General features: G+C 69.7%; 7 protein-coding genes and 1 pseudogene. 2 read left to right on the top strand and 6 right to left on the bottom strand.

Annotated elements, in window-relative coordinates; all coding sequences use genetic code 11:
* Positions 1 to 8 precede the first annotated feature (8 nt).
* The 6 genes and pseudogenes from H4N64_RS16930 to H4N64_RS16905 form a co-directional block, all read right to left on the bottom strand.
* Positions 9 to 578 carry a hypothetical protein gene (locus tag H4N64_RS16930; protein ID WP_186283153.1) on the bottom strand — a complete coding sequence of 190 codons (570 nt, stop codon included), beginning with the start codon at positions 576 to 578 and terminating at the stop codon, positions 9 to 11.
* Entirely contained in the window at positions 563 to 1,741 is a 1,179-nt protein-coding gene (locus tag H4N64_RS44415; protein WP_186283152.1) for an AAA family ATPase, read from the bottom strand. The genes H4N64_RS16930 and H4N64_RS44415 overlap by 16 nt, the downstream gene beginning before the upstream one ends.
* Positions 1,742 to 2,125: 384 nt before the next feature.
* A complete protein-coding gene (gene ald, locus H4N64_RS16920; protein WP_186283151.1) occupies positions 2,126 to 3,250 on the bottom strand; it encodes an alanine dehydrogenase in 1,125 nt (374 codons plus the stop codon).
* A 135-nt stretch (positions 3,251 to 3,385) separates the two neighbouring features.
* Positions 3,386 to 5,456: pseudogene (locus H4N64_RS16915) on the bottom strand (tetratricopeptide repeat protein).
* Between the two features lie 412 nt (positions 5,457 to 5,868).
* Positions 5,869 to 6,495 (bottom strand): NUDIX domain-containing protein, encoded by a 627-nt coding sequence (locus tag H4N64_RS16910; protein ID WP_186283150.1) that lies wholly within the window; start codon positions 6,493 to 6,495, stop codon positions 5,869 to 5,871.
* Positions 6,496 to 6,594: 99 nt separating this feature from the next.
* On the bottom strand, positions 6,595 to 8,262 hold the full coding sequence (locus H4N64_RS16905; protein ID WP_186283266.1) for a CTP synthase: 1,668 nt from the start codon (positions 8,260 to 8,262) through the stop codon (positions 6,595 to 6,597).
* Between the two features lie 510 nt (positions 8,263 to 8,772).
* Here H4N64_RS16905 and H4N64_RS16900 point away from each other — a divergent pair.
* Together H4N64_RS16900 and H4N64_RS16895 are read left to right on the top strand one after the other, a co-directional pair.
* Entirely contained in the window at positions 8,773 to 10,575 is a 1,803-nt protein-coding gene (locus H4N64_RS16900; RefSeq protein WP_186283265.1) for a glycoside hydrolase family 15 protein, read from the top strand.
* Between the two features lie 264 nt (positions 10,576 to 10,839).
* Entirely contained in the window at positions 10,840 to 12,060 is a 1,221-nt protein-coding gene (locus H4N64_RS16895; protein ID WP_186283149.1) for an MFS transporter, read from the top strand.
* Positions 12,061 to 12,105 lie beyond the last annotated feature (45 nt).

Raw genomic sequence — 12,105 nt, 5'->3', positions numbered from 1 at the left:
GGCTACCGCTACCGCCCACGAAGCCGACGTACGAGGATGCTGGCGTCCCCGCGGGACTCCAGATCCGCGAGCACCACCGCCACCGCCTCACGGACGATCCGCCCGCGGTCCACGGCGAGACCGTGCTCACCCCGGAGCACCAGACGGGCGTGCTCCAGATCCATCAGCTCCTCGGCCGAGACGTACACGGTGATCTTCTCGTCGTGCCGCTCACGCCCGCTGGGCCGCCGCGCGGCGGCCCGTCCGCGCTTGTTGCGCGGCGCCGAGCCCGAGGCGTCGCCAGAACCGTCCTGCGCCGGCTGCCGCCGCGCGGACCGCTCCGCGGCGGCGCCCCGGCTGCGGGACTCCCCGGACTCCGCCGGTTCCGCGTCCGCCGCAACATGCTCCGCGCCCTCGCCGCCCTGTGCGGGCACCGACTGCGGGGCGTCCTCCGCGGCGGCGCCGTCACTCTCCCCCGCGGGAGCGGGGACCCGGGCCTCGCCGTTGGCCCCTCGCCGGGGAGTGGACGCCTGGAGCGCCATCCCCCCTGTCGTACGGAACAGTTCGTCGGCCCCCGGCAGACTCACTCGGCGTGACACCGGGCGAGCACCTCCCTGGCGAGCTGGCGATAGGCGGCGGCACCGACGGAGTTGGAGGCGTACGTGGTGATCGGCTCACCGGCGACCGTGGTCTCCGGGAAGCGGACCGTGCGCCCGATCACCGTGTGGTAGACGTGGTCGTCGAACGCCTCGACGACACGCGCGAGCACCTCACGGCTGTGCACGGTGCGCGAGTCGTACATCGTGGCGAGGATCCCGTCGAGTTCCAGGTCCGGGTTGAGCCGTTCCTGGACCTTCTCGATGGTCTCCGTCAGCAGGGCCACACCACGCAGCGCGAAGAACTCGCACTCCAGCGGCACGATCACCTTGTGCGCGGCTGTCAGGGCGTTGACCGTGAGCAGGCCGAGCGAGGGCTGACAGTCGATCACGATGTAGTCGTAGTCGGCCATGAGCGGCTTCAGGGCGCGCTGGAGTGTCGACTCCCGCGCGACCTCGGAGACCAGCTGGACCTCCGCCGCCGACAAGTCGATATTGCTCGGCAGCAGGTCCATGTTGGGGACCGCGGTCTTCAGCAGGACCTCGTCGGCCGACATGCCCCGCTCCATGAGCAGGTTGTAGACGGTGAGGTCGAGCTCCATCGGGTTGACACCGAGTCCGACCGACAGCGCGCCCTGCGGGTCGAAGTCCACGAGCAGGACCCGGCGTCCGTACTCCGCGAGCGCGGCACCCAGGTTGATGGTCGACGTCGTCTTGCCGACGCCGCCCTTCTGGTTGCACATCGCGATGATCTTCGCCGGACCGTGATCGGTCAGCGGCCCCGGGATCGGGAAGTACGGCAGCGGCCGTCCGGTCGGGCCGACGCGCTCGCGACGCTGGCGGGCAGCGTCGGGCGCGAGCGTAGCCGCGTACTCGGGGTCGGGCTCGTACTCCGCGTCGGGATCGTAGAAGTGCCCCTCGGGCAGTTCGTCGTAGTCGGCGAAGTGGTTGTGGGGCGCGCCACTTCCGTCGCCGGCCATGGCGTTCACGTGATGGCCATCCATGCTCTGGTGTGCTGACAGAGTCGTCCCTGTCATCTGGTGACTCTGGTGGGCTGCGAAGGTGCGCACCGCGACGGAGCCGACAGCCTCGAACCCCGCGGGAGCCTGGCCCCGCGCAGGGCTTCCTGGTTGACCACCCCCGGGAGAAAATGTCGACTCATTCACAAGTCGTCTTACCTCCTTGGGGACCAGGAAACTTCTAGACAAGGTCAGCGTGGCACCATGCCGACGGTTGGCGACTCTATGGCGTGTCGGCGGTCCGCAGCAACACAATCCGCCGGACCCGGCAGGATGTGTCGGCAATGAAACATCCCTCTGTCAAGGGCGTACGGCCGTCGCACGGTAGGTTTCACCGGTGTGCGAATCGGTCGAAGAGTTACGTTCGAGGCGAGTTGACCTAGCGTCGCAAAGTGACCATACACACATCCGGCCGGACCTTGTCGGGCAAGGTCCGGCCAGGTGGGCGACGTTGACGAGGCGTGTTGACGTATCGCCTTTACGAAAAGGTGACTTAGCCGTACGCCGGTGTCTTCGCAGATGTCGAAGGGCTCAGCCGAGCAGCGTCTCCAGCTCCACGTGCTCCAGGCCGTGCGCCTCGGCGACCTCGCGGTAAACGACCTTGCCGTCATGGGTGTTGAGGCCCTTGGCGAGCGCCGGGTCGCGGCGCAGCGCCTCCACCCAGCCGTTGTTGGCGAGCGAGACGATGTACGGCAGCGTCGCGTTGGTGAGCGCGTAGGTGGAGGTGTTGGGCACCGCACCCGGCATGTTGGCGACGCAGTAGAAGACCGAGTCGTGGACCTTGAAGGTCGGCTCGGCGTGCGTGGTGGGACGCGAGTCCTCGAAGCAGCCGCCCTGGTCGATCGCGATGTCGACAAGGACACTTCCGGGCTTCATACGCGCCACGAGCTCGTTGGTGACCAGCTTCGGGGCCTTGGCGCCCGGGATCAGCACCGCGCCGATGACGAGGTCGGCTTCGAGGACGGCCTTCTCCAGCTCGAAGGCGTTCGACATGATCGCCCGGACCTTGGTGCCGAAGACCTTGTCGGCCTCGCGCAGCTTGTTGATGTCACGGTCGAGCAGCGTGACGTGGAAGCCCATGCCGACGGCGATCTGGGTGGCGTTCCAGCCGGAGACACCGCCGCCGATGACGACGGCCTTGGCGGGCTGGGTGCCGGGGACACCACCGGGCAGGACACCGCGGCCGCCGGCCGAGCGCATCAGGTGGTAGGCGCCGACCTGCGGGGCCAGCCGGCCCGCGACCTCGGACATCGGGGCGAGCAGCGGCAGCGCGCGGGAGGGCAGCTCGACCGTCTCGTAGGCGATGGCGGTGGTGCCGGACTCGATCAGGGCGTCCGTGCACTCCTTGGAGGCCGCCAGGTGCAGGTAGGTGAAGAGCGTCTGGTCCTTGCGGAGGCGGTGGTACTCCTCGGCGATGGGCTCCTTGACCTTCAGCAGCAGGTCAGCGGTGGCCCACACCTCGTCGGCGGTGTCCAGGATCTGGGCGCCGGCGGCCACGTACTCGACATCAGGGATCGAGGAGCCGGCGCCGGCGCCACGCTCGATGACGACCTGGTGGCCGTTGCGCACCAGCTCGTGCACACCGGCGGGGGTGATGGCCACCCGGAACTCGTTGTTCTTGACCTCGCGGGGGATGCCGACCTTCACGTCGATCACGGTCCTTGGCTCAGAGGGTGTGGGGCATTACAAGACATACCCGGGCATGCACGGGCACACCGGGAGACACCGCAGGAGAAGGTGCGGCAGAGCCAGTCTAATGAAGGTGTTCCCGCTGTCCAGCCTTTCATTGCACTAATCTCCAGCGGATGTACTACGGATTTCGCAGGCGTTAGCTGCTTGTAGCGCCCTGATCCGGCTCTGGCTCCCCCTCCGGGAGCTCCTCACCCAGCATGCGCTCGGCCGCCCCGCGGTGCAGTCGAGCCGCGGCGGAGTCCCCGAGATGCTCCAAGGTGTCGGCCAGCCGCACATGCAGCGCCGCCTGGAGCCGTACGTCCTCGGCGCGCCGCGCCCAGTCCACCGCCTCCTGGCAGGTGCGCAGCGACTCCTCGGGCCGGCCCGCGTACTCCTGGACCCGGGCCAGCTCGCTCAACGCCCGTGCGTGGGCCGCGACATCGCCGCTCTTGCGGTGCCCGGCGACCGCGGCCCGCCAGTTGCGCTGCGCCTCGCCGTAACGGCCCGCGAAGGTGTGCGCTGCGCCGATCCGGCCGTACAGCCGGGCCGCGTCGACGCGCTCGTCCCGGGCCAGACGCTGGGCGAGCGCCCGGCCGAACCAGTCGGCGGCCCGGTCGTAGTCCCCGAGCTCCAGATGGGCGCCGCCTACGGATTCCATCGCGCGGCCGGTCGCATACGGGTCGTTCGCCTCGCGTCCGGCGTCCAGCGCGGCCCGGTACCGCGCCAGCGCCTCCCGGGTCCGCCCGGTCCTGGCGTCGAGGTCGCCGAGGTTCAGCAGGGCGGCGGCCCGCTCGCGGGGCAGGTTCCGGCGCTCGGCCACGTCCAGCACCAATCCGTGGATGCCGTAGAGGTCACCGGCCGCGGCCTGGGTGCCGAAGTGGGCGACCATGGCCCGTACCAGCTGGGACATCAGCCGCCGGGCCAGGGTGTCGAGATCCCCGTCGGCGACGGCGAGCCGGGCCGCGGCGAGCAGTGCGGGTCTGCGGGCGCTCAGCCAGTCGGCCGCCGCCCGGGGGCTGGGGAAACGCAGCGAGCGGGGCATGCCGAGGAGCTTCTCGCGCGCCTGCGGGCTGTCGGTCTCGGTGATCGCCCGGCACGACTGGAGCAGCCGCACGGTCCGCTCCAGCATGCGGGCGCGGGCCAGCTGGAGCTCGGCGGCGCGGTCCTCGGTCTCGGTGAGCGCCTTGAGCAGGGGGTGCAGACAGCCGGGGACCTCGTACTGGGGCAGCGGCGAGTCCACGGCGCGCAGCAGACCGAGGGCGACGAAGTCGTCGAGGGTGGTGCGGGCGCTGCTCACCGAGCAGCCGGCCAGCGCCGAGGCGGTGTGCGGGTCGGCCAGGCCGGCCGGGGCGAGGCTGAGCAGTCGCAGTATCCGGGCGGCCGGGGCGGGCAGTGCGGCGTAGGAGAGCCGGAAGACCCGGGCGAGGGGGGTACCCGCGGTGTCCTCGTCGAGCTCGGCGTGCAGATGCTTGGCGAGGTCGGCGACCGCGGACTTGGGGCGGGCGGCGAGCCAGCCGCCGGCCAGCATCAGCGCGGCGGGCTGCGCCTGGCACTCCTCGACGAGGCTCTCCGCGGCACGCGGGTCGACGGTGATCCGGACCGATCCCGCATGCCGGGACAGCAGTTCCACGGCCGACTTGGTGTCGAGGCCGCCGAGCGTGCAGGGGCGGACGTCCGCGATCCCGGTCAGCGGCCCGGCGGAGACGGCGACGACCAGGCCGTCCGGGGAGTCCGGGAGCAGGGCGTCGACCTGTTCGGCGGTGGCCGCGTCGTCGAGCAGCAGCAGGACCTTTCGGCCTGTGAGGGCCTCGCGCAGCGCCGCGGTGAGGTCGTCCTCGGCAGCACCGGCGGGGGTCGGCAGGTCCAGGGCGGTGAGCAGATCGCGGGCGACGGACTCTACGGGGACGGGGGTGCCGTCGGGCTCGCTGAGCCGGGCGCGCAGCACGCCGTCGCCGTAACGGTCAGCGACCTGTCGTACGAGTTCCTCGGCGAGGGCGGTGCGGCCGGAACCGGGGCGGCCCGCGATGAGCAGCACGCGCGCGCGGGGTGCCTTCTTCCCGGAGAGGGTGTCCAGGCCCGCCCGCTCGATGTCGGCGAGCAGCTCCTTCAACTCCCGTGTCCGGCCAAGGAACTGAATGCCACGCTCCACGTCTGCCGCCCGCTCGTCCGACGCGACCGCCTGATCCGCCAACGTCATACTCCCTTTCCACCGAGCGCGACTTGTGGCAAGAGCACCACACAAGTCCCCAGCGATCCGTATGCTGGCTGAGCACACACTCGAGTCCTGCAGGCACAACTCCGGCCGCTGCCGGTGGACCCGGTTTTTCGGGATGTTGACGGTGTGATGACCGCCGGGCTGAAAGGCCCGAGCTGCGGGGCGCGGCCCATCGCCTCTGCACCCTTCGCGGGTGCTGGATGCGGTCTGGACATCGAAGCCATCGGTGCTCCCGAACTGCAAGCCTGTCGCTATCGGCTACGGGCAGTGGGCAGCCTAGTTCACGCACTGCGACCATCCGGTCGGAGCGCAACGGAAAAGTCCCCCGATCGGATCATCCGACCGGGGGTCTCCGTTCTGTCCTCCTAGACCCGGACGGGCCGCGTGCTCAAGCTACGAACGGCCGCGCAGGCCAAGGCGCCTCCGCCGGACGCAGCGCCTCCAGGCCGTTCCCCGCCCGGGCGGCGACCAGCGAGAGCACGCCCACCACCAGGCAGTTGTTGTGCAGCTCCCCCGCGAGCACCCCCCGGACCAGTTGCGCGAGCGGCACGCGTGCGTGCTCCAGGTCGGCCTCCTCGTCCTCGACCTCGAAGCGCTCGCCGTCGGCCTCGGACAGATCACGGGCGAGGAAGATCCGTACGGCCTCGTCGCAGCCGCCTGCCGTGGTGTAGACGTCGGTCAGCACCCGCCAGTCCTCGGCCTTGACGTGCGCCTCCTCGTACAGCTCACGCTGGGCGGCGTGCAGCGGGTTCTCGCCGGGGATGTCGAGCAGTCCGGCCGGGATCTCCCACAGCTTGTGCCGTACGGGGTGCCGGTACTGCTTGATGAGCAGCACGCGGTCCTCGTCGTCGATGGCGAGGACGGCGACCGAGCCCGGGTGGACCTGGTAGTCGCGGCGGACCACACTGCCGTCGGGCATGACCACGTCGTCCGTGCGGACGGAGGTCTTGTTGCCCACGAAGGGGGTGTCCGTCGCCCGGATCTCCCACTCCTGCGGGGTGTCCTTGATCGTCATGCCGTGCCCTTCCAGACGTTCAGAAGCCGCGTGCGCAAAAAAGCACCGGGGTGCGCGCGCACTGAACGCTCGCACCCCGGTCACCGTACAACCCTCGTGTCACTTGCCCGTCTTGCGCTCGACAGCCGCCTTCACCAGGCCCGCGAACAGCGGGTGGGGGCGGGTCGGACGCGAGCGCAGCTCAGGGTGAGCCTGCGTTGCCACCAGATAAGGGTGGACGTCCCGGGGGTACTCGACGTACTCGACGAGCTTGCCGTCCGGCGACGTACCGGAGAACAGGATGCCCGCCTTCTTCTCCAGCTCCGCGCGGTAGGCGTTGTTGACCTCGTAGCGGTGGCGGTGCCGCTCCTCGACGTACTCCTTGCCGTCGTAGACCTCACGCACGATGGAGCCCTCGGCCAGCTTGGCCGGATACATGCCCAGGCGCATCGTGCCGCCCATGTCGCCCTCGCCGGCGACGATGTCGAGCTGCTCGGCCATCGTGGAGATGACCGGGTGGCCGGTGGCGGGGTCGAACTCGGTGGAGTTGGCGTCGGAGATGTCGGCGAGGTTGCGGGCCGCCTCGATCACGATGCACTGCAGGCCCAGGCACAGGCCGAGCAGCGGGATCCTGTTCTCGCGGCCGTAACGGATCGCGCCGACCTTGCCGAGCACCCCGCGGTCGCCGAAGCCGCCCGGGATGCAGATGCCGTCGACGTCGGACAGCTGCGCCTTGGCGCCGGCCGGGGTCTTGCAGTCGTCGGAGGTGACCCACTTGATCTTCACACGGGCCTTGTTGGCGAAGCCGCCCGCGCGCAGCGCCTCGGTGACCGACAGATAGGCGTCGGGCAGGTCGATGTACTTGCCGACCAGGGCGAGGGTGATCTCGTGGTCGGGGTTGTGGACGCGGTCGAGCAGATCGTCCCAGGTCGTCCAGTCCACGTCGCGGAACGGCAGGTCCAGCTTGCGGACGACGTAGGCGTCCAGGCCCTCGCCGTGCACGGTCTTCGGGATGTCGTAGATCGAGCGGGCGTCGGGGCAGGCGACCACGGCGGCCTCGTCGACGTCGCACATCAGCGAGATCTTGCGCTTGATCGCGGTCGGCACCTCGCGGTCGCAGCGCAGCACGATCGCGTCCGGCTGGATACCGATGTTGCGCAGAGCCGCAACCGAGTGCTGGGTCGGCTTCGTCTTCAGCTCTCCCGAGGGGCCGATGTACGGCAGGAGGGAAATGTGAACGACGAAGACGTTGTCCCGGCCGACCTCGTGCCGGACCTGGCGGACGGTCTCCAGGAACGGCAGCGACTCGATGTCGCCGACCGTGCCGCCGACCTCCGTGATGACGACATCGACCTCGTCCGTCGCCATGCGGCGGATGCGGTGCTTGATCTCGTTGGTGATGTGCGGGATGACCTGCACGGTGTCGCCCAGGTACTCGCCGCGCCGCTCCTTGGCGATCACCGTCGAGTAGACCTGTCCTGTAGTGACATTGGCGGAGCCGTCCAAGTCACGGTCGAGGAAGCGCTCGTAGTGTCCAATGTCCAGGTCCGTCTCGGCGCCGTCGTTGGTGACGAACACCTCACCGTGCTGGAAGGGGTTCATCGTCCCCGGGTCGACGTTCAGATACGGGTCGAGCTTCTGCATCACGACGCGCAGTCCCCGCGCCTTGAGCAGCATGCCGAGGCTGGAGGCGGTGAGGCCCTTGCCGAGCGAGGAGGCGACACCCCCGGTGACGAAGATGTGCTTGGTCGTCGTGGCTGTGCTGTTTCGAAAAGCAGCGGGCGGCATGGCCAAAGGGGGGCTCCCGTGGTCGCGGTCTGGGGTGCGGTGCGGCGTTCACACCGGGGATTCCGGAGTCGCCGTCGCTGCGGTTCGGGGGTTTTTCTCCCACCGGTCCACGGGCTACCAGGGTATCAGCGCCGCGAGGCGATGGCTTCCGGCCACGCTCCGCGCATGTGCCGACACGGACCCGTACAGGCTCACCGGTTCCTCACCCGCTGCTCACCCGTTCGGCCCACCCACGTTGCCCGGAGCGGCACGCAGATCATCTACGTGCGTCGTATCCTGCTCGGACACTCACTGCCGAGCCGGACCGGCAAGACGGCACCACCCCCGCCCGTACCACCGGAACATCGAGAACTCGTCAGTTCGTTGAGCAACAATTGACGGCGTTTGCCTCATGGCGGAGCGGCTGCTTTGCTTCACCGCTCAACGACGCATTACAACAACCCCTTGACCGCACTAGCGACCGCCCCCTTCTGCCTGGGGGGTGACGTGGCCGTTCGACTGGAGTTGCACGTGGCCGGGCGCATCGAAGACTACGCACTCATCGGAGACATGCAGACCGCGGCACTGGTCTGCCGGGACGGCACAGTCGACTGGCTGTGCCTGCCCCGCTTCGACTCGCACGCCATCTTCGCCGGTCTGCTGGGCACCGAGGAGCACGGTTTCTGGCGGCTCGGGCCGGCCCACGCGGCGGACGCCGAGCCGCCGACCGCGGCCCGGCGCAGCTATCGCGGGGACTCGTTGATCCTGGAATCCGAGTGGGACACCCCGCGCGGCACGGTCCGGGTGACGGATTTCATGCCCCCGCGTGACGGCGCCCCGCAGCTGATCCGGATCGTGGAGGGCGTCTCCGGCCGTGTCCGGATGCGCTCGGCCCTCAGGATGCGGTTCTCCTACGGCCGGGTGGTGCCGTGGGTGCACAAGCACGAGGGCCGTACGGTCGCAGTCGCGGGCCCGGACTCGGTGTGGTTCGACACCGAGTGCGAGACCTACGGCAAGTCCCTGACGACGTACTCCGACTTCACCGTCGCCCCGGGCGACCGGATCGCGTTCACCATCTCCTGGCAGCCCTCGCACCACACCCCGCCGCCGCTGCCGGAGCCGGAGCAGTCGCTGGAGGCCACCGAGGACTTCTGGCGCGAGTGGGTCGAGCACTGCACGTACCACGGCCCCTACCGCGAGGCCGTGATCCGCTCGCTGATCACGCTGAAGGCGCTGACGTACGCCCCGACCGGCGGCATCGTCGCCGCGCCGACGACCTCGCTGCCCGAGGAGATCGGCGGCGTCCGTAACTGGGACTACCGCTACACCTGGCTGCGGGACGCGGCGATCACCCTGTCCTCACTGCTGCGCACCGGCTACCGCGAGGAGGCCCGCGCCTGGCGCGAGTGGCTGCTGCGCGCGGTCGCGGGCGACCCGGAGAACCTCCAGATCATGTACGGCATCGCCGGCGAGCGCGAGCTCGGCGAGGCGGAGCTGGACTGGCTGCCCGGCTACGAGAACTCCGCGCCGGTCCGGGTCGGCAACGGCGCCGCGCACCAGCTCCAGCTGGATGTGTACGGCGAGGTCACCGAGGCCCTGCACCTGGGCCATATGACCGGGCTCGCCCGTAGCGACTACGCCTCCCTGCTCCAGCTGAAGCTGATCCGCTACCTGGAGGACCACTGGGACGAGCCGGACGAGGGCATCTGGGAGGTGCGCGGCCCGCGCCGCCACTTCGTGCACTCCAAGGTGATGGCCTGGGTCGCCGTCGACCGCACCATCAAGCTCATCGAGTCCGGTGACGCGGACGGTCCGCTGGAGCGCTGGCGCGAGCTGCGCGACGACATCCACCGGGACGTGTGCGAGAAGGGCTACGACAAGGAGCGCAACACCTTCACGCAGTCCTACGGTTCCAAGGAGCTGGACGCCTCCCTGCTGCTGATCCCGCAGATGGGCTTCCTGCCGCCGGACGACAAGCGGGTCATCGGCACCATCGAGGCGATCCAGCGCGAGCTGTCCACGCCGGACGGCTTCATCCTGCGCTATCCGACGCAGGGTGAGGACGAGGGCGTCGACGGGCTCCCCGGCGACGAGGGTGCCTTCCTGGCCTGCTCGTTCTGGATGGCGGACGACCTGGCGATGATCGGCCGCGTGGACGAGGCGCGCAAGCTGTTCGAGAAGCTGCTGTCGCTGCGCAACGACCTCGGTCTGCTGGCCGAGGAATGGGACCCGCGCCTCCAGCGCCAGGTGGGCAACTTCCCGCAGGCCTTCAGTCACGTTCCGCTGATCGACACCGCTCTGCGTCTGACGGCGTCCGGGGCATACGGCGGCTGAACCGCACATTCTTTCTCCGGGCTTAAGCCTGTCTACAGGGTTGCTCGAATGTGACCTGCGCCACAGGTGTATTCCTGGACAGCCGTGCGTAAACCCCGTTTCGATAGATCCCGCGAGGCCGACAATCTCGGCCTCGAATCGACGGGGGAATTACCCGAATCTCGTCGTTGGCAATGGCGCTGAACGAGAGGTGCAGGGCATGTTGGCGATCCTGACGTGCGCAGAAGAAGAGACGTGCGCAGAAAATGAGAGCGCGGCCCGGCCATGCTGAGCAGGCTCCTCCCGGCACAGGGTCCCGCGCGCGTCCTCACCGGCATCACCCTGGTCCACACGATGGGCCAGGGGCTCTGGATGGCACTGAACGCCATCTACGCCACCACCGTCCTCGATCTGACGCCCGGCCAGTTCGGCGTCGGCGTCGCCATCGCCGCCGGCGTGGCTCTCGCGGTCAGCACTCCGACCGGCCATCTGGCCGACCGGATCGGACCGCGCTCTGTCCAGATCTGGTCCTTCATCGCCCTCGCTCCGCTGACCGCGGCGCTCCTCGCGGTGGACGGCTTCGCCGGTTACGTCGCTGTGGTCAGCGTCCAGGCCATCGCCTACAGCGCCAGCCGCAGCGCCCGGATGGCCATGGTGGCGGGCCTGTTTCCCGCGGAGGAACGGGTCTCGGTACGCGCCTATCTGCGGGCCACGAGCAACGTCAGTGTCTCCGTGGGCGCGGCACTGGCCGGTCTGCTCCTGGTCGTCGACTCCGCGTGGGCGTACGAACTGGCCGTCGTCTTCAACGCCGCCACCTACCTGGCCACCGGGCTGCTCACCCTGCTCCTGCCCGGCGTCCCCGCCCAGCCGGCGAGACCGGGGCCCGCGCTGATCGTGCTGAGGGACCGGCCGTATCTGACCTTCATCGTGCTGGACGGGCTGCTGTCCATGCACAACCTGCTGCTCGACGTCGTGCTGCCCCTGTGGGTGCTGCACCACACCGACGCCCCGCGGTGGACGATCGCGGCCATCCTGCTCACCAACACCGTCGCCGTGGTCCTGCTCCAGGTCAGGGCGGCGCGCGGGACGGACGAGCCACGCGCCGCCGCCAGGGCCACACGCTCCGGGTCATGGTGTCTCGCGGCCGCCTGCGTCGTGTTCGCCCTGACCGGCGGCGCTTCCGCCACGGTCGCCGGCGCGCTGCTCCTGCTCGGCGCACTCGCCCATGTCCTCGGCGAGATCCGGCAGTCCGCCGGGAGTTGGGGCATGTCGTTCGGTCTCGCGCCCGAGCACGCGCAGGGCCAGTACCAGGGCACGTACGCCATGGGGGCCGATCTGGGCAAGATGATCGCTCCCGCCCTGCTGACCTGGCTCGTGATCGAGCACGGCACCCTCGGCTGGATCAGCATGGCCGTCGGCTTCGCACTGGTCGGAGCCGCCATGCCGGCCGTCGTGAACCGGGCCCTGCGCAGCGGCAAGGCCGCCGCCGACTTCGTCGCGGCCTGACAACCGATCACGGAATTCCCCGCGGCCCGTCCCGGAATTCTCCCG

Origin of the sequence: Streptomyces cupreus (genome assembly GCF_014257025.1) — a bacterium.
Lineage (GTDB): Bacteria > Actinomycetota > Actinomycetes > Streptomycetales > Streptomycetaceae > Streptomyces > Streptomyces cupreus.
Note: the sequence above shows the minus strand (reverse complement) of the source record. Positions and strands in the feature narration are given on the sequence as shown.

Excerpts from the sequence above, each read along its gene's own strand:
- H4N64_RS16910 (WP_186283150.1), bottom strand. The coding sequence starts at position 6,495 with ATGACGATCAAGGACACCCCGCAGGAGTGGGAGATCCGGGCGACGGAC.
- H4N64_RS16895 (WP_186283149.1), top strand. The coding sequence starts at position 10,840 with ATGCTGAGCAGGCTCCTCCCGGCACAGGGTCCCGCGCGCGTCCTCACC.
- H4N64_RS16905 (WP_186283266.1), bottom strand. The coding sequence starts at position 8,262 with ATGCCGCCCGCTGCTTTTCGAAACAGCACAGCCACGACGACCAAGCAC.